Annotated in this window: 18 protein-coding genes; 14 read left to right on the forward strand and 4 right to left on the reverse strand. The window is 46.0% G+C overall.

What is annotated here, in order from left to right; translation table 11 throughout:
- Window position 1 precedes the first annotated feature (1 nt).
- The 6 genes from ruvA (at window position 2) to RIF36_RS25275 (ending at window position 10373) form a co-directional block, all read left to right on the forward strand.
- On the forward strand, window positions 2-598 hold the full coding sequence (gene ruvA, locus RIF36_RS25250) for a Holliday junction branch migration protein RuvA (protein WP_350079053.1): 597 nt from the start codon (window positions 2-4) through the stop codon (window positions 596-598).
- 54 nt (window positions 599-652) lie between these two features.
- On the forward strand, window positions 653-7801 hold the full coding sequence (gene sov / locus RIF36_RS25255; RefSeq protein WP_350125679.1) for a T9SS outer membrane translocon Sov/SprA: 7149 nt from the start codon (window positions 653-655) through the stop codon (window positions 7799-7801).
- A 58-nt stretch (window positions 7802-7859) separates the two neighbouring features.
- The gene (gene gcvH / locus RIF36_RS25260) at window positions 7860-8240 is read left to right on the forward strand and encodes a glycine cleavage system protein GcvH (protein WP_350125682.1); all 381 of its coding nucleotides are present in this window, start codon (window positions 7860-7862) and stop codon (window positions 8238-8240) included.
- A gap of 1 nt (window position 8241) precedes the next feature.
- Window positions 8242-8631, forward strand: coding sequence for a VanZ family protein (locus RIF36_RS25265; RefSeq protein ID WP_350079056.1), 390 nt, complete (start codon window positions 8242-8244; stop codon window positions 8629-8631).
- A 64-nt stretch (window positions 8632-8695) separates the two neighbouring features.
- The gene (locus RIF36_RS25270) at window positions 8696-9370 is read left to right on the forward strand and encodes an energy transducer TonB (protein ID WP_152000106.1); all 675 of its coding nucleotides are present in this window, start codon (window positions 8696-8698) and stop codon (window positions 9368-9370) included.
- Between the two features lie 160 nt (window positions 9371-9530).
- A complete protein-coding gene (locus tag RIF36_RS25275; protein WP_350125685.1) occupies window positions 9531-10373 on the forward strand; it encodes an energy transducer TonB in 843 nt (280 codons plus the stop codon).
- A gap of 11 nt (window positions 10374-10384) precedes the next feature.
- Here RIF36_RS25275 and RIF36_RS25280 read toward each other — a convergent pair whose 3' ends face one another.
- From RIF36_RS25280 to RIF36_RS25290, 3 genes are read right to left on the reverse strand one after another with little or no spacing between them, the layout of a single operon-like run.
- Window positions 10385-11263, reverse strand: a complete 879-nt coding sequence (locus RIF36_RS25280; protein ID WP_350095572.1) for a YicC/YloC family endoribonuclease — start codon at window positions 11261-11263, stop codon at window positions 10385-10387.
- A gap of 45 nt (window positions 11264-11308) precedes the next feature.
- Window positions 11309-14563 carry a translocation protein TolB gene (locus RIF36_RS25285; RefSeq protein ID WP_350125687.1) on the reverse strand — a complete coding sequence of 1085 codons (3255 nt, stop codon included), beginning with the start codon at window positions 14561-14563 and terminating at the stop codon, window positions 11309-11311.
- A complete protein-coding gene (locus RIF36_RS25290; RefSeq protein WP_350125690.1) occupies window positions 14560-15630 on the reverse strand; it encodes an NAD(P)/FAD-dependent oxidoreductase in 1071 nt (356 codons plus the stop codon). Before RIF36_RS25290 ends, RIF36_RS25285 begins: the two co-directional genes overlap by 4 nt.
- Window positions 15631-15686: 56 nt before the next feature.
- Here RIF36_RS25290 and RIF36_RS25295 point away from each other — a divergent pair, with 56 nt between their 5' ends.
- The 8 genes from RIF36_RS25295 (at window position 15687) to RIF36_RS25330 (ending at window position 25133) form a co-directional block, all read left to right on the forward strand.
- A complete protein-coding gene (locus RIF36_RS25295) occupies window positions 15687-16334 on the forward strand; it encodes an MBL fold metallo-hydrolase (protein ID WP_350125693.1) in 648 nt (215 codons plus the stop codon).
- A complete protein-coding gene (gene pssA / locus RIF36_RS25300) occupies window positions 16331-17023 on the forward strand; it encodes a CDP-diacylglycerol--serine O-phosphatidyltransferase (RefSeq protein WP_350125696.1) in 693 nt (230 codons plus the stop codon). The genes RIF36_RS25295 and pssA overlap by 4 nt, the downstream gene beginning before the upstream one ends.
- A gap of 74 nt (window positions 17024-17097) precedes the next feature.
- Entirely contained in the window at window positions 17098-20484 is a 3387-nt protein-coding gene (gene porU / locus RIF36_RS25305; RefSeq protein WP_350125699.1) for a type IX secretion system sortase PorU, read from the forward strand.
- A 10-nt stretch (window positions 20485-20494) separates the two neighbouring features.
- Window positions 20495-21766, forward strand: a complete 1272-nt coding sequence (gene porV / locus RIF36_RS25310) for a type IX secretion system outer membrane channel protein PorV (RefSeq protein ID WP_350125702.1) — start codon at window positions 20495-20497, stop codon at window positions 21764-21766.
- A gap of 15 nt (window positions 21767-21781) precedes the next feature.
- Window positions 21782-23050, forward strand: a complete 1269-nt coding sequence (locus tag RIF36_RS25315; RefSeq protein ID WP_350125705.1) for a M16 family metallopeptidase — start codon at window positions 21782-21784, stop codon at window positions 23048-23050.
- 101 nt (window positions 23051-23151) lie between these two features.
- Window positions 23152-23853 carry an HAD hydrolase-like protein gene (locus RIF36_RS25320; protein WP_350125708.1) on the forward strand — a complete coding sequence of 234 codons (702 nt, stop codon included), beginning with the start codon at window positions 23152-23154 and terminating at the stop codon, window positions 23851-23853.
- A complete protein-coding gene (locus tag RIF36_RS25325) occupies window positions 23850-24413 on the forward strand; it encodes a phosphonate degradation HD-domain oxygenase (RefSeq protein ID WP_350125711.1) in 564 nt (187 codons plus the stop codon). Before RIF36_RS25320 ends, RIF36_RS25325 begins: the two co-directional genes overlap by 4 nt.
- 63 nt (window positions 24414-24476) lie before the next feature.
- Window positions 24477-25133: a hypothetical protein gene (locus tag RIF36_RS25330; RefSeq protein ID WP_350125714.1), complete on the forward strand. Its 657-nt coding sequence runs from the start codon at window positions 24477-24479 to the stop codon at window positions 25131-25133.
- Here the strand turns inward: RIF36_RS25330 and RIF36_RS25335 are convergent.
- The gene (locus RIF36_RS25335) at window positions 25122-26444 is read right to left on the reverse strand and encodes a DUF5690 family protein (RefSeq protein WP_350125717.1); all 1323 of its coding nucleotides are present in this window, start codon (window positions 26442-26444) and stop codon (window positions 25122-25124) included. The two genes, RIF36_RS25330 and RIF36_RS25335, sit on opposite strands and share 12 nt — an antisense overlap.
- Window positions 26445-26447: the final 3 nt, after the last annotated feature.

The following is a 26447-nucleotide window of genomic DNA, read 5'->3' on the forward strand; positions in this document are numbered from 1 at the left end:
GATGATTACATACCTTAAAGGCAAGTACATTGAAAAGGAGCCAAACCACACGGTGGTGGAGGTGAACGGCATTGGCTATGAAGTAAGAATCTCATTGAACACCTTCAGCCACATCAAGAACCTGGAGAGCGGTATTTTGCAAACCCACCTCCAGGTGAAGGAAGATGCACACATTCTCTTCGGGTTCGCTGAAATGCAGGAAAAACAACGATTTCTTGACCTGATCTCAATTAACGGAGTGGGGCCCGGCACAGCTTTAATGATTCTGTCCTCCCTTACGCCGTCCGAAATTCACGAGGCGATTGTGAGTGAGGATGTGAATTTGATCCAGAGAGTGAAGGGGGTTGGGGCCAAAACTGCACAACGTATAATCCTGGAACTGAAAGATAAACTCAAGAAGGAGGACGTCTTTGAAAAATCTCCATCCGGCACGGGTGTACGAAGCAATAGTTTGCGAAATGAAGCGTTATCAGCTTTGCTGGTTTTAGGATTTCCTAAAGCGCAGGCGGAGAAAAATATCGATCTGATCATCAAAGAAAAGGGAGGAGGAGTTACTTTAGAGGAGTTGATCAGATTGGCCTTAAAAAATTCCAGATAGGTTTTACCATTTTACCGTTTGAGGAGGAGATTTTTAAATACTACTCTAGTACTCTTGTGTATTTCGCTTGTGCTCAGCGCTTTACTTGCTAATGCTGAGCGCTCTTTTTTTATATTGGAGGATGCCGATAAGTATTTTCTCTTCAAGCAGGATACCATACCAGACTCACTCAAAGGCCCCTACCAACCCTCAAAGGCTCCTACGTTCGAACCTGTTGACAGGTTTGGAGATCCTTTTTCCAACAGAATAAGTCCTTCCCCTCTCCAGCTAAAAAATCCTGCAAGCCTCACACTCGATGCGGAAATTGATACGTCGATGAATTACACCATCTATGAAAGGATAGGTGATGTGAATTATCGACCAACCACCACCATGACCTTCGAGGAGTTCAGCAAATGGAAGGAAGAAGAAATGCTGCGGGAGTATTGGAGGAGCCGATCAAGGGGCCTCGATGGCGAAAGTGCTGTGAGCGGCAGGAGGCTTATACCTAAGCTGTATACCAGCCCTCTGATTGACCGGATTTTTGGTGGCAGCTATGTCGACATTCAGCCTAATGGGTTCGTAACGTTGGATTTTGGGGGCAGGTGGCAGAGGATAGATAATCCGCAAATACCAATCAGACAGCAAAGAAACGGTGGCTTTGAATTTAATCAGCAGATAAGCCTTAACCTGGTCGGCAAAGTTGGCGACAAGCTCGCTATCACAGCCAACTTTGACAACAACAACTCTTTTGATTTCCAGAACAACCTGAAGATGGAGTATACGGGTTATGAAGAGGATATCATCAAAAAGATTGAAGTGGGAAACGTAAGCATGCCCATCAGCAACAGCCTTATTTCCGGCGGGCAAAGCTTATTCGGTGTGAAGACGCAGTTGCAGTTTGGGAAGCTGTTTGTAACAAGTGTTGTTTCCCGCCAGCAAGGTCGTAATGACGTCATCACCCTTGAGAGTGGATTTCAAGGACGGGAATTTGAAGTGCGAGGCTCCGACTATGATGACAACCGACATTTCTTTCTCGGCCATTTTTTTAGAGACAACTATGAAAAATGGCTTGGCAGCTTGCCTCAGGTAATATCGGGAGTGAATGTGACCAGGGTTGAAATTTATGTACTGAAAAGAAACGGAGATACCCAAACGCTGAGGAGTTTGCTGGCCTTTCAGGATCTTGGTGAGAGTGATAAGGTCTACAGGAAAGACAACCCATTGATTGGTACTCCACGTGCAGGTTACCCAGCAAGTAACGACGCCAATGGACTATTTGAATCTCTAAAAAAAGACCCCTCAATAAGGGATGCCAATCAAGTAGACGGTATTCTGGAGTCAGGATACAACTTCCAGAACTCTGTTGACTATGTGAAAATTACCTCGGCCAGAAGACTTGATGAGAAAGAATTTGTACTGAACAAACAGCTTGGTTACATCTCCCTCCTAAGAAAGCTGACAAATGACGAAGTGCTGGCAGTAGCCTATGAATATACCTACAACGGCCGAACCTTTAAGGTGGGTGAATTGATGGAAGACTATCAGAACTTGTCGGAAAGTGAGCTGTTGTTATTGAAAATGCTCCGCCCGAATAAGATCAACACATCGACTCCAACCTGGGACTTGATGATGAAAAACATCTATAACCTGAACGCCAGCCAGGTCGATAGGGAGGGATTTACGCTGAGAATACATTATCGTGACGACTTGACGGGTATCGACAATCCGAGCTTGCATGAGGGGGCCCTTACGAAAGACCAGCCGCTTATCCACCTTCTCAAGCTTGACCAGCTCAACCCCAACAACGATCCGCAACGGGACGGCAACTTCGACTACATCGATGGAGTGACTATTGACTCCAGAAATGGAAACATTATCTTTCCTGTGCTTGAGCCATTTGGAAAAACACTCAAGTCATACTTTGACAAGGACAACGAGCAAAATCTCATCCAGAAGTATGCTTACGACACCCTTTACCGAACAACGAAAGCTGATGCTGAGCAGGTGTCCTCCAAGAATAAGTTTTTCATTTTGGGCAAGTTTCAGGCGGGAGCATCCAATGAAATCGTGTTACCGGGCATCAGCATTTCACCCAATTCTGTTGTTGTCACTGCTGGCAACACGCTGTTGACCGAAGGCCTGGACTACACGGTTGACTATAACCTGGGAAGGGTGAGAATCATTAACGAAGGGATCCTTAACTCCGGGAAGCAGATCAATATTTCATATGAGAAAGCCGATGTTTTCAACTTTCAAACCCGGTGGCTTACAGGAACACGCTTTGATTATAAGCTCACTGAGAATCTAAACCTTGGCGCTACGTGGCTCCACCTGAACGAACGTCCAGGCGGCATTACAAGATATAGCGTTGGCAACGAGCCAACAAAAAACTCGCTGTACGGCTTCGATTTGAACTGGAGCAAGGAGTCGAGGTTCCTGACAAAAATGGTCGATGCACTCCCTTTCGTAGATACAAAGGAACCCTCCCGAATTACCTTCACTGGCGAGGTCGCTCAAATCAATCCAGGCACATCGAATGAGGTAGGAGGCGAGGGCACATCTTACATCGACGACTTTGAATCAGCGGTAACACCCTACAACATGGGCAATTTTCAAGCCTGGAAGCTTGGGGCCACTCCGCAAACACCCGGGAACCGGTTTGACTTAAGCAACCAAACAGCTGACAAGCTTGGCTCCGCTTTCAAAAGAGCAAAAATTGCGTGGTACGTTATAGACAACGTTTTTTATCGAAACGGAGGGCCGAACTCTCCCCCTAACATTACAGAGAAAGACAAGGACAACCACTACGTTGCCGGCATTATCCCTCAGGAAATCTACTCTCAAAGAAGCCGGAATATAGTTAACACCAATGAACCTATATTTGACATCGCCTATTTCCCTTCGGAAAGAGGACAATACAATTACAACCCCGATCTGGATACCGATGGCTTGCTTAAAAACCCGGAATCAAACTGGGGAGGCATTACCAGGGCGATTACGTCGGACGTTGACTTTGATAAGACTAACGTCGAATATATTGAATTCTGGATGCTGGATCCATTTATCGACGACAATGACGGACGAGGTAAGGTGCTCGACGGCTTGTTCAACCAGGCTAACACTACCGGCGGCGAATTGATCTTCAACTTAGGTAGTGTCTCAGAAGATATAATCAAAGATGGTTTGCATGGGTTTGAGAATGGGCTGCCTGCCGATGGCGGAGTCAACAAGGTGACGACTACAGAATGGGGAAAAGTAACACAGCAACAGTATCTCACTGACTATTTCGACAACGAGGCATACGCAAGACCTAACCAGGATGTTGGTCTTGATGGCCTTAAAAATAGCGAAGAAGCCAGTTTTTTTAACGACCGCTTTTTAAGCCAACTACAAGTTTCGGGTACTGCAAGAAATAAGATTCTTGAAGACCCTTCAGGTGATAATTTTCAGTACTACTTAGGTGCCGAGCAGGATGCCCGTGACGCAAAGATTCTGGAACGTTACAAAAACTACAATGGCATGGATGGTAACACGCCTATTCAGACTGCCAGTGGTGAGAACTTTACCCCTTTGGGTAGCAACCTTCCAGAGAATGAGGACTTGAACAAGGACAACACTATCAATGAGTTGGAGGAGTATTACGAATACAAAATCCCACTTAAAAAGGGACAGCTCGAAGTAGGCAAAGGATATATTGTTGATAGGGTAGTGGGGGGTGAAGGTGGCGAACGCACCTGGTATCTCTTCAGGATTCCTGTTCGGAACCCTAGTAGAATCCAGGGCGATATCTCAGGGTTTAAAAGTATCAAATACATGAGGATGTATTTGACGGGCTGGCGGCAGCCTGTCGTACTGAGAATGTCCAAATTTCAGCTGGTAGGAAGCCAGTGGCGGAAGTTCACCGAGAGCCTTTATGACAGAAGCTATAATGAGGTTCCCGAGCAGTACTCTTCAGATTTTACGATTTCGGTAGTGAGCATTGAGGAAAATAGCAAAGCCAGCGAGGGAAAGTCGCCCTACACTTTGCCTCCAGGAATCAATCGTGACAGAGACAACACCACCGTTATTCAGCGTGAGAACAATGAACAATCGATTCAGGTTTGTGTCGATAACCTGGAAGACAGAGACGCCAGGGCTATATTTAAGAACGTCAATTTTGACCTGATCAATTATGGTAAAATCAAAATGTTCCTGCACGCCGAGGGGGACGGGCTTAACGATGATGACGTTTCCGGCTTCATTAGGTTTGGGACGGATTTTGACCAGAATTACTATGAGATTGAGGTGCCTTTGAAGGTAACACCTTCCAATGTTGAAGGCTCGTCAGGCGAAGCACTACAGCGACTTGTTTGGCCTGCCGAAAATGAGATCGATATTGAATTCAACCAGCTCTATGCAGTCAAATCAGCCAGAAACCGGGCGAAATTCAATGTAGAACTGCCCTATACGGAGCAGGTTGGGAACTACAAAGTAACAATTGTTGGGAGGCCGGATATGAGTTCCGTGCTTACCATGATGATCGGTGTGAAAAACCCGGAGTCACCCGACCAGCAACCTAAATCAGTCTGTATTTGGGCCAACGAGTTGCGGGTAACCGACTTTGACAACACCAAAGGGTGGGCAGCCAACACCAGGTTGAATGCGCAACTGGCTGATTTTGCCACCGTTTCCGGTTCAGCCAGGATCACCACTGTAGGCTTTGGAGGAATCCAGCAGCGTATTTCGGAAAGAACAAGGGAAGAGACCATTAGCTATGATGTTTCAGCCAATGTGAACGTGGATAAGTTGCTACCAGGCAACACGGGCATCAAAATCCCTATGTTTGCCAGTTACGAAAATACCGTGGCTACACCCAAATGGGATCCGCTCGATCCGGACATACCTTTGGAAGCCTCACTTCTCAGCATTGACACCCAGGAAGGGCAGGACAATTACAGGCAAATAGTGGTGGAGCAAGCGACACGACGAAGCTTGAATTTCACAAATGTGAGAAAGGAAAGGGTAAACCCGGACGCCAGACAGGATTTTTATGATGTTGAAAATTTCTCGGTTAATTACTCCTATAGCGATGTGATGAGCAGCAACGTGAATACCGAGAGTTATTTATTGAAGAACTATAGAGGAGGAGTTGGGTACAACTATTCGACGCAGGGGCTGGTGCTGGAGCCGTTCAAAAACTCGGAGGCTTTAAAAAGTCCCTACCTGAAATTCATAAAGGACATTAACGTATCACCATTGCCTAACAATATTTCCATCAGGGGAGATTTAGACAGAAGGTTTGCCAGAACCCAGCTTAGAAATGCCAACTTAACCACTGTAGGCCTCGATCCATTTTATGAGAAGTATTTTACTTTCAGCAGAATGTACAGCGTTCGGTGGAGCGTCTTTAAAAGCCTGACCCTTGATTATAATGCCAAGGCAAGAGCTATCATTGATGAGCCCGAAGGTGATATAAGCACGCAGGCTGCGAAAGATTCCATCTGGACCAATTTGAAAAACCTTGGCCGGATGAAGAACTTTGACCAAAATGCCAGCGCCAACTACAGGCTGCCCTTCGATAAGTTTCCTGTCACCGACTGGGTAAGTGCCGATTTGCGTTATGCCGTTGGCTATACATGGACGGCGGGGTCTGTCACCCAGGCCGATACGCTGGGTAACCTGATCCAAAATACAAGGGAAAGGGCTCTGAATGGAAAGGTTGACCTGGTAGGTCTTTATAATAAAGTCCCTTATTTCAAGACGATAAATGCCCCACCTAGACGCCGGCCGACAGGGCCTGCCCCCAAAGGGCCCCGGACAAAAGTTGATACAACTGAAGCAAAAAAGTCCGAGAATAAAGCTTTTAAAGGGCTTTTGAGACTGTTGATGTCGGTCAGGTCAATCAACGGCACCTACAGCATAAGGGAGGGTACCATGCTGCCAGGCTTCAGGCCAAGGGCTTATTTATTTGGCCTGGACAGCGGCTTTAATGCACCAGGTACTGACTTCATTTTCGGCAGCCAGGATCCCTCCATCAGATACAGGGCGGCGGAAAACGGCTGGATCGCCAAGAGCACATCGCTTTCGGCACCTTTTACTCAGAACAATACGACAGATTTGCAGCTAAGAGCTAATATTGAGCCATTCACAGATCTCAAAATTCAGCTTGACGCAAAGAAGACCGTGACGGGTAATTTTCAGGAAATATACCGATACGACGATGAATTGGAGACTTTCCGCTCTCTAACACCATCCCGATCGGGCAGTTACAATATTTCTATTTTAACTATTAACACAGCCTTTATAAAAGATGACACTGCCAATATTTCGTCTGTTTTCAAGCAGTTCGAGAACAATAGGGCCATTATAAAAAGCAGACTCGACGCTTCAAATAGTGCCGGAGAGTATGCGCTCAATTCTCAGGATGTGTTGATCCCTGCGTTTTTAGCTGCATATACAGGTCATTCTGCCAACGACGCTTCGTTGTCACCGTTCCCGAGGATTCCAATACCTAACTGGCGGGTGGATTATGCCGGTCTGTCACGCATACCCAAGCTTGCGCAGGTTTTTTCATCCATCAATCTTACCCATGCCTACACCTCAAGTTTGAGTATCAACAACTTTAGTAATACACTCGCTTATACTGACTCCCTATCACCACTCAATGCCGATAATTTTGACCTTACCAACCAGATAGAGAATTACCCAATGGCTTCTCTGAATGGTGAAAACGGTTTGATTCCTATTTATGTGCTTGGCCAGGTGTTGGTATCCGAGCGGTTTGCTCCTTTTCTTGGTATCAATATCAGAACCAAGTCGAGAGTAACGGCCAGGATAGAATACAAGAAAGAGCGGAACCTTGCACTCAACCTCTCCAACAGCCAGGTGACAGAGCTCAAAAGCAACGACGTAACGCTGGATTATGGCGTCACCAAGTCGGATTATGAACTGCCATTTAAGGTACAGGGGAGGACTGTGACACTTAAAAACGACATTACTTTCAGAGTGGCAGTTACTGTTAGAGATACGAAGACATTGCAAAGAAAAATTGATGATGAGCCGACGATAACGGCGGGAAATATTAATTATCAGGTACGACCAACCGTAAGCTATATGCTTAATGATCAGCTCAATCTTCAGTTCTACTTTGAAAGAAACCTTAACCAGCCAAGAATTTCGAGCTCCTTTAAGAGAGTGACAACTGCCTTTGGCGTGCAGCTCAGATTTAGTTTGGCACAATAACTTTTCACTTAAAACAGAAGAGTGTACTTTTGCTCACTTTAAAATAAAAGAGATATCCATGAACATTCCCGAGAATTTGCTTTATACCAAAGACCACGAGTGGGTTAAAGTTGACGGAGATATAGCCACAGTTGGCGTCACTGATTTCGCTCAAAGCGAACTTGGCGATATAGTGTACGTCGAAATAGAAAAAGAAGGAGAAGAGGTAGCCATTGCCGAAGTATTTGGCACTGTTGAGGCTGTAAAAACGGTTTCAGACCTTTTTATGCCATTGAGCGGAGAAGTGACAGAGGTAAATGCTGCCTTGGAAGCGCAGCCGGAGCTTGTAAACAGCGATCCGTATGGCGAGGGCTGGATGATCAAAGTAAAAGTTTCGAATACTTCGGAGAAAGAAGAGCTTTTGTCAGCGGCTGCTTATAAAGAGCTTATCGGGCAGTAAGGTGTTAAGACTCTTTCAAAGCCTTAAGTATGTATGGGTGGCTTTGATCCTCTACCTGACCTTAAGCCAGGGCGGCGGCAGTGGGTGGTTTGAGTTTCTTAAATACCCAGGGGTTGATAAGATTGGCCATTTTGGTTTGTTCTTTGTTTGGTCCCTGCTTTATTTTCCGGAACTTGTTGTGCCGGAGACGTTGTTAATAAATGAAAAGCCCCTGAGCTTTTGGATTGTTGCAACTAATTCCTTAGTTTTAGGGATACTGATTGAGATTGCTCAAAGCTTTATTCCATACAGGAGTTCAGAATGGCTTGACTTGCTTGCGGATGTTTTGGGCTCGGTGACTGCTTTGCTGGCAGTAAATTTTGTGCGGCGAAAGAAATCTAATTTGAATTAAATTTCTTAATCGTTACATTTGAAATTACTACGAATAGATTAACTAACTACTAAATTGATTTTCAATGGAGGCCAAAAAGAGCGAGAAAGCAGATCTTGAGAGAAAGACCGGACTGTTTTTCAACATAGGCCTGGCTGTGAGTTTACTTCTTGTCATTACCGCTTTCGAGTGGAAGTTTTATGACGATGGTAACTTGGTTGACCTTGGTCAGGTGGATGATAACTTTGAAGACTTAATGGAGATACCTCCAACCGAGCAGCCACCACCACCACCACCGGTGATTCAGCAGCCTGAAATTATCGAGGTGCCTGATGAGGAGGAAATCGAAGAAGAAATAGAGGTAAACCTTGACGTTGAAATCACTGAAAACACAGTGATAGAAGACGTGGTGTTCGAAGAAGCACCTGAAGAGGAGGTTGCCGACGAAATATTCACGATTGTGGAAGACCAGCCTGAGCCCAATGGCGGTATGGCAGCATTCTACGCCTACGTGGGTAAGAACATGAAATACCCCAACCAGGCACGTAGAATGGGTGTGGAAGGAAAAGTGTTTGTTCAGTTTGTTGTGGACAAAGACGGAACTATCACTGAAGTTCAAGCCATTAAAGGTATTGGTGCTGGTTGTGATGAAGAAGCCGTAAGGGTGATTCAGGAAGCAGCCAAGTGGAAGCCTGGTAAGCAGCGTGGACGCCCAGTGAAAGTAAGGATGATTCTTCCTATCACGTTCAAGCTTGGATAATTGAAGACATAAATTATAGAAGGAAAGCCCCGATATTGGGGCTTTTTTTATGACTAAAATCAGAGGACAGGGCTCTTGTAGATCATATCTATTTAGCTGAAAATGGAGGATTTTGGTATTGAAGTTTGGCGGATGGCCAATCAATTTAATACTCAAAGCCATGAAAATTTCACAACCCATACCCGCAAAAAACCGTGATTCAAGCAGGGACATTCGAGGCGCAGTAGATACCCCGGAAAACTATTTCCTTAAGTCGCCCAAGGCAGACGCCCTTGTCAGGAAGCACCAGCAGGCAAACCTGATAGGTGAGCTACTGGATCACAAAAGGAATAAGGCGCTAAGAGATCACGATTTGAACACTCTCTTTTTTGTGCTGGGGCTCGCTATTTCACTATCGCTTGTTATAGTGGCATTTGAATGGAAATTCTACAACACAGGTGATCAAATTGAGTTGTCTGGTCTTTCGGGAGATGAATTTGAAGATTTGATAGAAATTCCACCAACTGACCAACCTCCTCCACCTCCTCCGCTACAAAACCAGCCTGTAATTATCACCGAAATCAGCGATGAAATTGAGCTTGAGGATATTGATCTCGACCTTGATGTGGAGATCACACAAGATATGCGGATAAGCGACCCTCTGCCGGCGGTTATGGACGAGTTGCCCGAAGAGGAGGCTGAGGAAATATTTGTCATTGTGGAAAATAAGCCTGAGCCAAAGGGTGGAATGCAGGTGTTTTACAAGTACTTGGGCGAAAACTTGGTTTATCCCCAGAATGCCAGAAAAATGAACATTTCGGGTCGGGTTTACCTCCAGTTTATTGTGGAGAAAGACGGCTCCATCAGCAATATCGAAGTAGCCAAAGGTATTGGAGGCGGTTGCGATGAAGAGGCTGTAAGGGTGCTTTCCGGGGCGCCGCCATGGAACCCTGGAAAACAACGGGGCTTGCCAGTGAAAGTTCGGATGACTATACCAATCTTTTTTAGTCTCGGCCAGGGGTAAACCCAAGAGAGCTAGAGAATATTAAGAAGCTGTTCTTTGATTTTCTCCAGCTCTTCTTTCATTTCAATTACAAGGCGTTGCACGACGGCGTCATTTGCCTTGGATCCGATAGTATTTATCTCTCTACCGATCTCCTGTGAAATGAACGCCAGCTTTTTGCCGTTCGACTCAGGGCTACCGAGTGCTTCGATAAAAAAGTTGAGGTGGCTTTCCAGCCTGACTTTTTCCTCAGCTATATCGAGCTTTTCTATATAGTAGATCAATTCCTGCTCGAAACGATTTTGATCCACCTTTTCCTTGCCCACCACGTCAGTGAGGTTCTTTTCAATTCTTTCCTTGATCCCCTTGATTCGTTCAGGGTCTCTTTTAGCTACTTCGCCAAGGTTGTGACGGATGACACCTATGTAGGATACAAAGTTGCCATACAGTACTTCGCCCTCTTTGTCTCTAAATTTATCGCAGGCCTCAAGTGCCTTTCTCATTGTTTGAAGAACTTCTTCTAAAGAGATTCTTGCGTCTTCTGTGTCTTCCCTTTGCTGCAACACCTCTGGCATTTGCATAGTTTGCCTGAAAAGTGACTCATCAGAAACAGCTAAGCCGGTAGAGATGCTTTTTAATTGCTGATAGTATTGTTCGAAGAAGACGCTGTTGACGGAGTACCGAACCTCTTCTTTTTTGTTTTCTTCGTAATCAAAGTTGATGTTCACTTTCCCTCTGATGAGGATTTCCGAAATCAAGGTTTTCACCTCCATCTCGTATTCTTGAATGGTCTTTGGAAGCTTTAGTGATAAATCCAGGAATTTGGAGTTAAGGGTTTTTACTTCGATGGATAACTTGCACTCACTGTTTTCAAAAGAGGCACTTCCGTACCCTGTCATGGATTTTATCATCCCGAAATTTATGACAATTATCTAAAATGATAAGCTTTTAACTTTTTAAAAGTCGAATCCGAGTGTCAGGTAAAATCTTCTCTTCTGAACCTCGTAGTCTTCAATTGGGTAAGCCATATCAAGCTTGATATAGTACCCCAGCAGGTAGGTTCTCACACCGAAGCCATAGCTGGCCAGCCATGCTGATTTCGAATTGCGTATTACGGCCTGGAACGGAGACCCGGGAACCTTATAGGTGATGGTGTTTACGTTATTGTTTTCGTTAAATGGCGAGGCACCTGTCCAGGCAGATCCAAGGTCGTAGAAAGAAGTGAATTGAAGGTTTCTGAGAAAGTTAGATGAAATGGGGCCTCTGTGGAAAAACCTTACAACAGGGAATCTAAGCTCTGCGTTGAACAGCAATACATTGTTTCCATTCAGCTTGTTGTAGTTAAAGCCTCGTAAGTTGGTAACGTACCGCAGGAACAGGATATCGCTATTGTCCACCCCGTACATTGGCAGAATCGGGTCACGCTGACCGGTAGTGTCGGTTCTGTTGAACAGCCAGTTGTCCATGCCTCCCAAGACGTATGTTTTGGCATCGTTGCCAAAAAACCTTCCATACATGAAGCGGGTAGCAAAAATCAGCTCCCTGTAAATCTTCTGGTAGTGCCTTACATCTACCTCAATATTGTTGAAGCTTTGCGCTGTGGAACCCAGGTTTTGTGAGAGGTTAAATGCAACTTTTGCTCTTGTTCCCTCAATGATATTTGTGCCATGCGAAATTGTGTTGTCAAACACTATTTCTGACTTGAAGCCTGCATAGGATGTGCTTATGTCGGTGGGGAAGCTTGGTGGAGAGGTGCTCAGCGTCCGGTAGTCTAGCTCCAAAAATCTTGTTGTGGAGAAAAAGGGCTGAAACGCTATCCGTGTGTATACACTCAGCGGCAGACTTGCACCTACGGTGTAGGTATTCATTACATATTTTTGGTTGGCGGCTTCCAGCTGGTTATTTCCATTGGATTCTCTGCGAATAACCTTTCTGTCGTAGCGCATTTTAAAATCGACCCTGTATTTCAGGAATTGGTACTCACCAAAAATATCGCCTTGCCTCAGATTGGCAATGGCCAGCGCCCCGCCATAAAAATGATGATCTTCGGTCATGTCATTCATGCGGGTTTCGAGCAGCATGCCAAACTTTCGCAATGGGTCGATGACAAAGGAGGTAGTTACATTGTTGGCGCTGAAGCGTGGCTCGTAAGGAACCGGCCCCAGAATCTTACTTTTTCTTTCCACCCCTCTGAAGTTGGAAAGGAAGGAGCTCGACTCGCTTCGTTGTTTGATCACATCATTGTCAAACTGATAATTTTCTGTATCGATGAGATCAGGTATGCCAGCAAGGGCCGGATCATTTAATACGCTTTTTTTCTCAGCCTCCTTTTGGATTTGTTCCGCTTTTTCAGTCTTGACGCTGTCCACTATTTGTTGCTGAGCCGCCTTTCGTTCTCCTAGTCGCTGTGTTAAAAAGCGAGCCTGTTGCACGTCTTGCCTTAGCGTTTGCCGGGTAAAGGTCGGGCTGCGGTAGTCGAAGCCCTCAGATTTGTAAATTTTGTCTACGCCATCATTCAGCATAATGGCAGTCAAAGTTTTGCTCGCCGGATCAACATCGTACGACTTGATGCTTGTATTGAAATTCGATACCTGGCTGTAAATACTGTCTTCCCTGTTATATCTGTAAAGGTTAATGATGCCCTTTTGATCGCTTAGGTACAGAATATTATAGGTATCGAGCGGCTTGGGGAGGTAGTTGCTGCTTATGTTGTTTGTTAGCCTCACTACCACATTTTTGGTAGTGTCAAGGTCATACAGAAAAAGGTTGTAGTGGCTTGGGAGGTCTTTTAAAGTTTTAGACGCCGATTTGAGAGAATCTGTTGGCCTGTTGCTGCTGAACACAATGGCATCAGTGCCAGGTAAAAAGCTCGGTGTAATGTCGTCCCACACGTCGTTGGTAAGGCGGCGTAAAGCGTTTCTGGTAAGCGAAACCAGGTAGAGGTCGTTTTGGCCATTGATGTCGCCGCTAATAACCGCCAGCTTGCCATTGCCATTGAAGGCGATATTGTGAACCTGTGAAAACCTCTCCAGCGGCCGTCTGATCAATGACTTGCCCAGGATGTCGTACTGTACGTACTCATAAAGGCCATACTTGACATCCACTATACCGAGCGTGACATTGTCCACCCAGTTGAGCATTGGGACTTTCAAATCTACGTCCTGATTGATCATTCTGTAGCCACCGGTCATCACTCTTGTGGATTTTCCGGTTTCCAGGTTCTTTACAAAAACCCGGTACTTACCATTGTCATTGATTACATAAGACAGGTGCTTGCCGTCGGGACTAATCGAAACAGTGGTAAAGTCTTTGTCTTTTTTGCGGTGAGTGATAAAACTGTCTTCCTCGGGCGACCGATACTCACCTTCAATAGTTGTGTTGGCATTCAGGTAGTAATTTTGCCAGTCCGAAAGAAAGGTTTTGAATGGCACACCCAGCGTGCTGGCAATACTGTTTTCCTCATTTCGAATGATCCTGGTAAGGTTCAGGATGTTAGAGATATTGCTTCGCCCGTATTTTACTACTATGTAGTTCCAGATCGATTGTCCTATAAGCCCTGCCTGGTCGTAAGAGTATTTATTCAGCTTTTTGAACCGGCCATTTTTTTGCTGGAAGTCACGCATGAAGTCATCCATTTCGATCGACCAGCCGTTGGTTACGTACATGGCGGCACCTTCGATAAACCATTCTGGCAGGCTAAGCAGGTAGGTGTTCTGAAACATGTCTGTGAGGCTTCCGCCAAACATCATGTCTTTGATGAGCATGCGGGAAATCTGGTGCAGGAGCTCTTCTTTGAAGCCCAGCATGGTGCCGGGGTAGGCAACCTCTACCTGCAATTTTATGAAGTTGGTTTTGCCGCCTACTGCGAACGTCTCATCGTTGACGCCAATATTGCTTTGCTGAAGGTCGGCTACTGAATTGTAGAGGAAAATTTTTGTTTTAGCGTACGGGGCATAGCCCAGAATATCGGTAAGCTTATCGAACTCAACTTCGAGAAACTCCGCAGCAGCTTTGGCGTAGTCTTCACCACCTTGGTAGAAATAAATATCAAAATTCTCGGCGCTGTAAAAAAACCACTCGAAGTTTTTGTACTGAACCCTGTTTTTTCCAAATCCACCCGAAATATTCTGGGCAGACAGGTCAGAACAAAAAAGAATAAAGCTAATTAATAAGCCAATTTTCCAATAGCGCTCCAGTTGCCTGTTCATCATCCTACATTTCTCTCAAAATATAAAGAAAAATATCTTTCAATACTGACTTCCTTGCTCAATGGTTTTTGACCGACAAGGTAGTCTGCCATTTCCCTGGCAAAAAAGGGACTTAAAGATACGCCTTTTGTTCCTAACCCATTGAAAATATGAATGTTTTCATGAGCAGGATGTTTTCCTAAAAAAGGACGCCTGTCTTTGGTAGAGGGTCTTATCCCCACCATGTGATTGGTTAATTCAACGCTCCCTTTGTATAAGTGGTTCAACTTTTCCAATATCTCCTTTTTTCCTTGTTCTGTTGGCAAATAATCGGGTTGCCGCCAATTGTAAGTTGACCCCACTCTCCAACGTCCATTGCCTGCCGGTAGCATAAAACACCCCCTGTTAAAAATGGTGTTGCCCTCAAAGGAGGTGTTTACCTCCAGAATTTCGCCTTTTAGCTCATGCAGTGGAAGCCATGAGAACAAATTTCCACGTTGCGCCCCAACTCCCTGTGCCAAAATCAAATTGCTCGCCTTCAGGCCTTTATAACTTATACTAGTATTTGTAATGGAAAGGTTGTCTTCATGAAACATTTCTTCAGTAAAACACCCTTTAGCTTGCAGGTATTTTTTTGAAGCGTCCAAAAATGTTGTCGTATCGATAAATCCAGCCTTCCTGAGATGAACCCCGCCGTATGGATCGTGAAACAGTTGAGAATTGTGAGGTTGGCTGGTCACTTCGGCTACGTAAGCTGCCAACTGTGGATCGGCTGACTTGGCCATCCAGTCATTTTGCTCATCGATGGAGGTAAAAGGCCTGTAGATACCGATTGGGTGAACAAACTTTGCATCGAGCATCGACTCCAGGCGTTGATAATAGGGCTCTACGATTTCAAAAAGTGAATCTGCCTTCCATGTTTTTACCAGTCTGTTACCTGTTATGGGGTTGTAAAGTCCCGCTGCTACTTTGGAAGCACATGGCTGCTTTGAGTCTGCCATCACCATTGCTTTCTTACCTTTTGCCAGCAGTTCAAACGCCAGCGTAGTGCCCGCCAGCCCCTGGCCAATAATAAGAAAATCAACTTCCATCAATTTTGTATTTTGAGCCTCAAACCTACAAATTTGCCTCCTAAAGCAAACCTCGCATGCTCAAAATAAAAGCCTTTGCCTTCAACCCGCTTCAGGAAAACACTTATGTGTTACACGACGAGACAAAGGAATGTGTAATCATCGATCCGGGTTGCTTCGATACCTCTGAAAAACTTGAACTGACCGATTTTATTGCTGTCAATGGACTGAAGCCGGTTAAGCTACTTAACACCCATTGCCATATTGACCACGTGTTGGGCAATGCTTATTGTAAAAGGAATTTTGGCATTGAGCTGTATGCCCATAAAAAGGACGAGCCTGTGCTCAGGGCCGTAAAGGCATATGCTTCCAATTATGGGTTTGCTGGCTACGAGGAAAGTGAAATCGACCACTATATTGATGAAGACGATGTTGTGGAATTTGGCTTGACTAACCTGGAAGTTCTTTTTGTGCCTGGTCATGCACCCGGCCATGTGGCATTTTACCACGCCGACACAAAGCAACTCATTGGAGGGGATGTACTTTTTCGTCAGAGCGTAGGAAGAACCGATCTTCCCGGAGGCGACCACAATACACTCATCAAAAGCATTCACGAAAAGTTATTTACCTTGAACGACGATGTGGAGGTTTTCCCCGGCCACGGAGAAACGACCACTATCGGATATGAAAAAGTTTATAACCCTTTTTGTGGCTTAAAAAGATGAAGATAAAAGCCCAAGTCCCTAATATTCTCACCGCCGGCAACCTGGTTTGCGGCTGTATAGGCATTGTGATGGTGCTGTCAGGCAAAGTGGAAATGGCACCCGTGGCCGTGGTGCTGGCGGCGGTATTTGATTTTTTCGACGGCTTTGCTGCAAGATTGCTGAAGGTATCTAGCGCTATTGGCAAGGAGCTGGACTCTCTGGCAGACATGGTAAGTTTTGGTGTGTTGCCCGCCGTCACTGTTTACCAACTGCTCAAAACAAGCCAGTCCAATGAGTTTCTCCCATACATCGCATTCTTAATCGCCGTTTTTTCGGCCTTTAGGCTGGCTCAATTCAATATTGACACTCGGCAGTCCGATAAGTTTATTGGCGTGCCCACGCCGGCAAATGCGCTTTTTTTTACTTGCCTGGTTTGGACGGCTGGTGCTTTCCCAATCGTTGTTAACACATATGTGCTTGTTGGCTTAACTGTGCTTTTTTCCTGGTTGCTCGTTTCGCCCTTCGAGATGATTGCCCTCAAGTTCAAAAGCTTTGGCTGGGCCGGGAATCAACCGAAATACCTCGTTATACTAATGGCCATGCTGGTGATTGTTGTTGGTGGATACACGCTACTTCCTCTCGTAATTTTGCTGTACGTTTTTACTTCTATCCTCAGCCATTTATTCCAAACTAAGTCGCCTGCAAGCTAATTTCTTAGCTGAATGCTCTTATTTTTGGAGAATAATTTCGCTGAGCCAACGTTTCTCTATGGCCTGAATACCCAATGAAAAAACCGATCATTCTTATTGCTTCACTTATTACCCTTCTAGCCTGTGAGGTTAGCTTGGCGCAAAGTGTGTTGAGCGAAGGGCAGTGGCTAAAAATTGGAGTGACGGATAAAGGGGTGTATAAAATCGACCGTGACTTCCTGCAAAAAGCAGGTGTTGATGCGTCTGCGATTGACCCCAGGAAACTAGCCATATACGGCAATGGCGGCGGCATGCTGCCGCAAAAAAATGCTACGCCAAGACCTTTTGATTTGATCGAGAACAGCATTCAGGTGATAGGCGAGGGAGATGGACGTTTCGATGCATCTGACTACCTGCTGTTTTATGGCAACTCCCCCCATGAATATTCTTTCGAGGTTGGATGCGCCTGCTTTCGATATGAAAGAAACCTATATTCGGACACCACCTACTACTTTCTCAGGATTGATGGCAGCGAAGGAAAAAGAATGCCTACTCGGGAGTCGCTCGCATCCCCAGGAGTGAAAGTAGATGCCTACGACGACCTGTTTGCACACGAGGTTGACATCAATAAACTTGGGAAGTCGGGCAGGCATTGGCAGGGTGAAATTTTTAGCTCATCGGGCAACGCCACTTTAACCTTCGAGGGAGGAAAAGGCGCTTACCTGCCAGGCACTGAGGTAACAATGATCTCCTCAGTTGTCACGCAAAGTTTTGGGGCCAGCTCTTTCGACATCAGGGTAAACGGAAACGCCATTTTTAACCAGCCCGTTGGCGCCAGGGGCGAAGGCGACTATGACCCACTGGGGGTTCAGAGGGTTGATACAATCCGGCTGCCTGTTTCTGCTATTGGTACTGCGGAGAACACCTCAGTTGAATATACATACAACCGCTTTTTTGGAAAGACTTCGCTTGGCTACCTCGACTACTTTTTTTTGCAGGGGAAAAAGATGCTCAATTACCGCCCGGGTGGGTTGGTGTTCAGAAATAAAGACATTCATGGCGCTGCTTCTTACAGCCTTGCCAACGCCACGGCAGTGGATAGGATTTGGGATGTGACTGACCCTACACAGCCAATTGATCAACTTTTCACCAGGGAGAACGGCGTGGCCAGCTTTGTGGTTGACCAAACCAGCTTGCTTGAGTTCATGGCGGTTGATCCAGCCTCATTGAAAACACCGGCTTCTGCTAAAAAAGCATTGAACCAAGAACTGAAAAATGGGCAGGTTCCCGATTTGGTAATTGTCGCACACAAAAACTTTTTGTCGGAGGCGAACAGGCTGGCCAACTTCCGGCGGTCGAATGATGGGTTGGATGTGAGGGTTGTCACAGTCCAGCAAGTGTACAATGAGTTTTCATCAGGCATGCAGGATATTTCAGCCATCAGGGACTATATGAAGTATTTGTATGATGCGGTGCCCGGAAAGCTGAAGTACTTGCTGCTTTTTGGCGACGCTTCTTTTGACTACAAAGCAAGAACCGAAAACCACAACTTTGTGCCTGTGTATGAATCCAGGGAATCACTTGATCAGATTCTGAGCTTTTCTTCTGACGACTACTTTGCATTTCTGGACGACCATGAGGGTGAGTGGGTTGAGCAAACCAGCGGAGACCATATAGCCGATATAGGCGTGGGGAGGTTGCCCGTGTGGACGGTGAAGCAGGCTGTGGAAGTGGTTGACAAAATTATTGGCTATAGTACTGACCCTTCCGGGATAGGCAGCTGGCGGAATGACCTCTACTTTGTGGCCGACGATGGCGACTTCAATATACATCTTCGGGATGCAGACCGGCTGGCGGACTATGTGGACACTGCCTATGTTCAGTTCAACATTAAAAAGATTTACCTCGATGCTTTTAAACAGGTGTTGATAGAAAGTAAGCCTCGTTCGCCAGAAGCCTACGAAGCCATCAAGCAGGCCGTGGACAACGGGGCCTTTATCATCAACTACAGTGGCCATGGCAATGCCACGGTGCTAACCGATGAAAGGATCGTTGTCTATGACTCGCTGGTCAAATGGAAGAATGGTTCAAGGTTGGCGCTGTTCGTGACCGCCACCTGTGAGTTTGGTAGGTACGACGACCCAACAGTTGCCAGTGGGGCTGAGGAGCTGCTGCTGAATCCCCAGGGTGGAGCGATTGCTTTGCTAACGACTACCCGGCCTGTGTACGCTCACACCAACTATGTGCTGAATCAGGCTTTTTACCTTTCCATATTCTCAAAAATGAATGGAGAATATCCACGCCTGGGTGACGTCATCAAAGAGACTAAGAACAACAGTCTCCGGGGGCCGGTGAATCGCAACTTTGCACTTTTGGGCGACCCGTCCATGAGGCTCAACTATCCAGCCTACAACCTTAAAATAACCGAACTGAACGGTGTGCCAATAGACGGTGTGCCCGATACCGTGTCGGCAATGAACAAGGTAGTTGTGAAAGGAATTGTAGTGGATGGGTTTGATCAGAAGGTAGTCGATTATAAAGGGAAGCTGACGGTCAATATGTACGACAAGCCGACCACGTTTGCCACGCTGGGCGATGAAAGCCAGCCAACGAACTATGAGCTGTGGAACAATGTGGTTTACCGAGGCAAAGTGTCAATAACGAACGGTGATTTTTCATATGAATTTGTAGTCCCTAAAAATATTTCCTACCAGCAGACAAGAGGAAAAATCACCATGTATGCCCAACCCGAAAGCGGCCTTTTGGATGCGAACGGCGCTACAATTGACTTTTACCTTGGAGGGTCGAAGCCGCCCGCCTTCGCCGACACTAAAAGTCCGGTGATACAGGCTTTTATCAATGATGATTCATTTCGGTCGGGCAACAGGGTAAATGCTAATCCACTGCTGATGGTAAAATTGGCAGATGAGAGCGGAATTAATATTTCAGGGAAGGGTATAGGGCAGAACATCACCTATCAAATAGATGAACAGGAGCCAATTATCCTGAACGACTATTATGTTTCAAATTTGGACGATTTCACCAGTGGAACAGTCCTTTACCCTCTTGGGACACTAACCAAAGGCAAGCATCGCTTGAAAGTGAGGGCATTCGATACTTTTTCCAATGCTGCTGAAAATATCATAGATTTTGTAGTTTCGGAGGACACTAAAGTGAGGATAAAGAACGTTCTGAGTTTTCCTAATCCCGCCACAGAATCCATTACCTTTAGGCTGGAACATGACCGGGGCGATCATTTGTTGAGCATAAGCATGGAGTTGGTGGATCAACGTGGTGCGGTAGTCGACAAAATGGAGTGGCAGGCCAACAATTCAGGGGGTTTTGTCGAAAGCCCTGAGTGGAACAGGAACTATAATGGCCGAAGAATCGAAAATGGTATTTATATTTACCGACTGATTGTAGTTGATGAAGAAGATTTAAATCAAAATATTGCTTTTGGCAAACTAATACTCACCAATTGATTTTTATACATTGAAGATACATACAATAGAAAAGCCTTCCCTGAATTCTTCCAGGCACGTGAATGCAGGTGTATTTGTTGCTTTTGGCTTAATGTTTTTGAGTTTTTATAGCTATGCACAGCCTGGTGCAGTCATTTCTGGGCAGGATACTAGCCGTCGTGTAATTTCCACGGCCGTGCCTTTTCTTGGGTTTGCGCCTGATGCCAGAGGAGCCGCCATGGGTGATGTTGGGGTAGCTACTTCCGCCGACGCCAACTCGGTACACTGGAACAACGGCAAGCTTGCCTTCATTGAGCAGGACATGGGTTTTGCCATTTCTTACACTCCCTGGTTGGCCAAAATTGTGAACGACATGTCGTTGTCGTATCTGTCGGGTTATAAAAAAATAGACCGTGTGCAGACTGTGGCAGTAAGCATGCGGTACTTTGACCTCGGTGAGATACAGTTGACGGACATTACAGGTGCGCCTCTCAATACCTTCAATCCAAGAGAGTTTGCTGTAGATGCGACCTATTCAAGGAAGCTAAGTGAAGAGCTGGGGCTGGGTGTCACCGGTAGGTTTATCCACTCTAATTTGTCGGGAAGCTTTTCTTCATCGCCAGATGCCAAAGCAGGTACCAGTGTGGCCGTAGACGTAGGTTCATATTATACAAAGGATCTGGTGCTCAGCGGGCGCAACTCCAACATATCAGCAGGCGCTCACATCTCAAATATCGGACAGAAGCTGACCTACAGCAGTGTTGACAACGAAGATTTCATTCCCATCAATTTCCGGTTGGGTGCGGCTTTTAAGACCGATTTGGATGCCTTTAACACCATCACTATTGCTTTGGATTTCAATAAGCTGATGGTTCCTTCTCCACCGATTTACGAAACTGATGGTGATGGCAACTTCATTCCCGATCCTAACGACCCAAATAAGTTCAAGATCAAAAGTGGTAAAGACCCCTATCGCCCGCTACTGAGCGGCATGTTCGGGTCCTTCGGCGATGCACCTGACGGCTTTCCCGAGGAGCTGAATGAGATCATCTCTTCGATAGGCGTGGAATATTGGTACAAGGACGTGTTTGCTGCAAGAGTTGGCTACCACTATGAAACGCCACAAAAGGGCGACAGGAAGTATTTCACCATGGGTATTGGCTTCCGTTATCAGGTATTCGGAATCGACTTTGCCTATCTGGTACCTCAGGTACAAAATCACCCATTGGCTGAAACTCTTAGGTTTAGCTTGCTGTTTAATTTCGACAAAGCAGAACCTACTTCCACCACTCCTGACTCCTGATCCTCCAAGTTTTTGATGTTAGACAGAACCGCAGCGCCCGAATTTCATATTCCCACCCGCACCGATTTAAAACATGTTACAAGCAGTAAGCTCCGTAACGGTATTCAATTCCATGAGCTGATACTGGGAGACCAGGAAGTCTGCAGGATAGAGATAGTGCTACGGTCGGGCAACTGGTTTGAGGAAAAGGAGGGTGTCTCCTATTTCACAACCAAAATGCTACTCGAAGGAACGGAGAAGCTTTCAGGCAGGCAAATTGCTGACAAGCTTGACTACTACGGAGCGTATTGGGAAGCGACATCGGGAATGGACTTTGTTACCCTTACAATTTATTCCCTGACCAAGTACTTGGAGGAGGTTGTTCCGTTTTTTCTGAGCGTCGTTGTAGATGCCTCGTTTCCGGAAAAGGAACTTGAGACAATTAAGAAGGTACGGATACAACAAATAAGGGTAAACAAGCAGAAGACATCTGCGCTTGCGTCGTCAGGGTTAAGACACCTTCTTTTCGGACAGGCCCATCCATACGGCAAGGAACTTTCAGAGGAAGAGGTGGGAAAAGTGAGCTCTGCTGATTTGAAGGAATACCACAAGAACAGGTTGTTGAGCCAGGCAGAAGTATTTGTATCTGGCAAACTTTCCGGCGAGGAGCTTTCGAAGCTAAATGGCTTTTTTGGTGACTTTCCTTCAAGAGCTGTTTCGTTGCCAAACTATCCGGTGGTTACTGCCCCTGCGGTGAGGGAGATACTGCCAGTGGATGAGTCGGTGCAGGCTTCGCTTCGGCTGGGGAAAATGGCCCATGACAAGCATCACCCAGACCACTACTATTTGATGCTGCTCAATGAGGTTTTTGGTGGGTATTTTGGCTCAAGGTTGATGAAAAATATCAGAGAGGACAAAGGATATACCTACGGCATCTATTCTTCGCTTTCTTACCTGCAAAATAGCGCTTTTTGGGTAATAGGAACGGACGTAAAAAGAGAGGTGGCTATTGCTTCGATCGATGAAATTCTAAAGGAAATGAGGCTGCTCAGGACTGAGCCCATACCTTTTGAGGAACTCGAAACAGTGAAAAACTACATGATAGGCAGCTTTCTTTCAAGTATCAGCACCTCTTTCAGCCTGATGGACAAATTCAGGTCCATTCACTTCGCCGGATTAGATTATGAGCACTACAACAGGTTGCTCACCTCCATTCGAACTGCCACTTCAGAAGACCTGCTGAGAGTAGCCAATGATTCTTTTAAGGAAGAAGATTGGCTTCAGGTGGTTGCGGGAGGTATATAGCCTTCAGGGACTTTACCGCCTCCATTGCAAAACTTAACCATATCTTAATCCCCAGCTTACTTTGAAACGGGTGTTCGGTTGTAAAATTGACGCTTGAATCAATGCAGAAGATGGGATCAATTCAGCTAGTAGTTTTTGACCTGGCGGGCACCACCGTTCAGGACAATCAGGATGTACAAAAGGTGCTCAGAAAGACACTGCAGCGCCAGGGTGTTTCAATTACCATGAAAGAAGCTGCCATGGTAATGGGTATTCCAAAGCCTGTCGCATTGAGGCAACTTCTCGAGTACCACCTTCCAGAGAGCATCAGGGTGACCGATGAAATGATTGATGAGCTCCACGATGCCTTCGTGTCAGACATGGTTAGTTTTTATGAAGAAGATCCATCAGTACAAGAAATGCCGGGGGCGTCTGATATTTTTAAAGCGCTGAAGGAATCAGGTATCAGTGTATACGTTGACACTGGCTTTGACAGGAAAACGACCGATGCGCTTATCGAACGGCTTGGCTGGTTAAAAAGCGAACTGCTCGATGGTAGCATTACCAGCGACGAGGTTGAGAGGGGCCGACCAGACCCCGATATGATTTTCAAAGCTATGAAGTTGAGTAAGGTGACCGAAGCGTCCTTCGTGGCAAAGGTGGGTGATACCGCATCCGACCTTGGGGAAGGCACTGCGGCAGGTTGTGGTTTGGTGATTGGGGTCACAACCGGAGCCTACAGCAGGGAGGAGCTGGAGATAGAGCCACACACGCACATCGCTGACAGCTTACCCGAGGTGCTACAGATAATATTGGAAAAATGAAGACGGAAGAGATTGTAAAGGAGGTGTTCGATTTGTACCGCACATATGGTGATGCCGACTACATCGGAGAACCCGTTTCGCAGATTGAGCACATGGTGCAGGCGGCGCAGCTAGCAGAGGCCGCCGGCTATGATGATGAAGTGATACTGGCCGCTTTTTTTCATGATATCGGGCACATTTGCGAAATGGACGGACAGGTCGAGAAAATGGGGCTCTACGGTGTTAAAAGCCACGAAGAGATCGGGTCGAAGTTCCTCAGAGAAAAGGGCTTTTCTCGCAAAATATGTCAGCTAGTGGAAAATCACGTGGCGGCCAAGCGCTACCTCACTTTCTCTGACGAGTCTTATTATAACAAACTTTCCGAGGCCAGTAAAAAAACACTTGAGTACCAGGGCGGTCGAATGACCTCCGATGAGGCTGCTGCCTTTAAGCGTGATCCACTATTCGAGCCAAGCATTGCGCTCCGCCACTGGGACGAAGAAGCTAAACTCGAAGACCATCCTATCCCTCCGTTAAGCCATTTCGAAGAAATGGCCGTTCGGCATCTCCTGAAAACTTAACATTGGAAATGACAATGGTGTGTTAAATTAATGTTAACTTAGTTAACGCTTATTTAACACCCAATGAAAATACTGGCAACGGTATTTATTGTAGTATTTTCCTGTTTACATTCTTTTGCAGACCAGAAATGGTCTCAGGGGGTTGTTGTATTAACGTCAGGAGAAGTTAAGGTGGGACTGCTCCAGTACCACCCGAGGTGGGATGCTGTGTCATTCAAGGGAGAAGAGAAAGCTAGTGCAGTTGAGACTTTCCCCGCTAACAAGCTATCTCAGTTCAGTTTTTTTGATGACCATATTGAGGTATGGAGAAAGTTCTACACTTATATAGCCAATAAAAGGGGGTTTAATCAGCCTGTTTTCTACGAAGTGGTCATCAAGGGGGACTTTAGCTTACTGAGGAAGGAAAAATCCATTGAGCCTGTATACGATAATGTAGCATCATCCGCTAATTCTATCAATGATCGAATGCTAAGGGAGCAAGTAGCAGGTTTTGACTTCTTTTTCTGCCACAACAATAACATAGTGCCTCTCAGTAATTTCAAAAAATACATGAAAGAGAAAGGCCTGTTTGAAGAGTTGGACAATTTTGCAGACACACACCGGCTAAGCTGGAGGGAGAGCTACGACATAGTAATGATGATTAACTACCTAAATTGCTCTTCAGGCAGCGGCGGATGTCAGGAAGACCTTGAACTGAACCGATTGGTCTCATCTAACTGAAAGAACAGCAAGACCGTCGCTGCTCTCATATTTCCTTCTGAAATAGATCATGCAAATTCCCATCAGGAGGGTTCCGGAAACGGAGACTACATAAATCGACTGTGTGAAAAACTCAAGCCAGCTCAAATTGGCAAAGCCGAAGTTCTTGTAGAACAGAATAACCACACTGCCAAGGTAGCCAAACGAATCGGCCAGGTAAATAAGAAATCCAACGTTTCCAGTCACTTTAAAAGCTGCAATGAGCCTGTCAAAAAGGATGCTGTTAAAAGGGACATAGCCGAGGTAGAGACCGAACCCCACCAAAATCATCCAAAGAGGAGGTGAAATCAGATGGTTTTGGAAAAGCAGTGTGCTGATGCCACTAACCGCAAAACCACCGATGATGATCAGGTAGTTCGCATTTAAGGCCTTGTAGTTTTGTTTGATCCCCATCATAAGACCGAGTAGCACAAGCACTGCTATCGAGACTGGAATTTCTGTCAGCGTAAAAATTTCCGCATTGTCGCCGTAGCCAAGCACCTGCCATATTTCAGCAGAGAAGTTATCTCGGAAATCTCGGAAAGCTGTGAGCAGGATGTAAACCAGCGTGAGTAGAAACATACCGCCGCCAAAGTCCACTAAAAACTGGCGTCGCTGTGCCTTACTCATCGGTTCCCGCTTGGTTCTCATGGCAACATCTTCAGGACTCGGCTCTGGAATGCGATCAAGCAGCCAAACAAAACCAAGAAGCGGAAGCAGAAAGAGGCTGCCTGTGACAAAAGGCATCCAGTCTTCGCTCACACCCCAATTAAGCATCACCACTTTACCGATGGTTTTTACAAAACCAGAGGAGAAGATAAAGCTTACCGAAAGACCCGCACCGAGCACCTCAGTAGTTTGCCTGCCTTCGAGAAAGCTGAAGACCAGGCCCCACACCATGCCGAGGGGCAGGCCATTTAGAAAGAGGAACAAAATGCCCCACGGAGCAGGAGCCAGGGCAAAGCCAAGGAGAGCCAGTGCAGCGGAAACGATTAAAAGAAGGATAAAAACGGATCTTCGGTTATTTTTCATCTCCGAGATTACCCGTATGCCTATGAACTTTGATAGCGTGTACCCAAGCACTTGTGCGGTAATCAGTAGTATTTTATAGTCAATCCCCCAGAAGGCTTCATCTTCGAAGGTGGCTACCGCAAAGGGCTTACGGAAAGCGTACATACAGGAGTAGGTGCAAAAGGCAGCCAGGATACAGAATGCGGAAAAGGCAATCTTGTTGGTCGATTGCAGCCAGGTTGTCACTTTCGATTCCAGATGGTTGTTGGTGGAGGTGCTCATTGG

It is taken from the genome of Imperialibacter sp. (genome assembly GCF_040222815.1).
Lineage (GTDB): Bacteria > Bacteroidota > Bacteroidia > Cytophagales > Cyclobacteriaceae > Imperialibacter.

Coding starts and splice junctions, on each gene's coding strand:
- ruvA (WP_350079053.1), top strand. CDS start 2: ATGATTACATACCTTAAAGGCAAGTACATTGAAAAGGAGCCAAACCAC.
- gcvH (WP_350125682.1), top strand. CDS start 7,860: ATGAACATTCCCGAGAATTTGCTTTATACCAAAGACCACGAGTGGGTT.
- RIF36_RS25270 (WP_152000106.1), top strand. CDS start 8,696: ATGGAGGCCAAAAAGAGCGAGAAAGCAGATCTTGAGAGAAAGACCGGA.
- RIF36_RS25275 (WP_350125685.1), top strand. CDS start 9,531: ATGAAAATTTCACAACCCATACCCGCAAAAAACCGTGATTCAAGCAGG.
- RIF36_RS25280 (WP_350095572.1), bottom strand. CDS start 11,263: ATGATAAAATCCATGACAGGGTACGGAAGTGCCTCTTTTGAAAACAGT.
- RIF36_RS25285 (WP_350125687.1), bottom strand. CDS start 14,563: ATGATGAACAGGCAACTGGAGCGCTATTGGAAAATTGGCTTATTAATT.
- RIF36_RS25290 (WP_350125690.1), bottom strand. CDS start 15,630: ATGGAAGTTGATTTTCTTATTATTGGCCAGGGGCTGGCGGGCACTACG.
- RIF36_RS25295 (WP_350125693.1), top strand. CDS start 15,687: ATGCTCAAAATAAAAGCCTTTGCCTTCAACCCGCTTCAGGAAAACACT.
- pssA (WP_350125696.1), top strand. CDS start 16,331: ATGAAGATAAAAGCCCAAGTCCCTAATATTCTCACCGCCGGCAACCTG.
- porU (WP_350125699.1), top strand. CDS start 17,098: ATGAAAAAACCGATCATTCTTATTGCTTCACTTATTACCCTTCTAGCC.
- RIF36_RS25315 (WP_350125705.1), top strand. CDS start 21,782: ATGTTAGACAGAACCGCAGCGCCCGAATTTCATATTCCCACCCGCACC.
- RIF36_RS25320 (WP_350125708.1), top strand. CDS start 23,152: ATGCAGAAGATGGGATCAATTCAGCTAGTAGTTTTTGACCTGGCGGGC.
- RIF36_RS25325 (WP_350125711.1), top strand. CDS start 23,850: ATGAAGACGGAAGAGATTGTAAAGGAGGTGTTCGATTTGTACCGCACA.
- RIF36_RS25330 (WP_350125714.1), top strand. CDS start 24,477: ATGAAAATACTGGCAACGGTATTTATTGTAGTATTTTCCTGTTTACAT.
- RIF36_RS25335 (WP_350125717.1), bottom strand. CDS start 26,444: ATGAGCACCTCCACCAACAACCATCTGGAATCGAAAGTGACAACCTGG.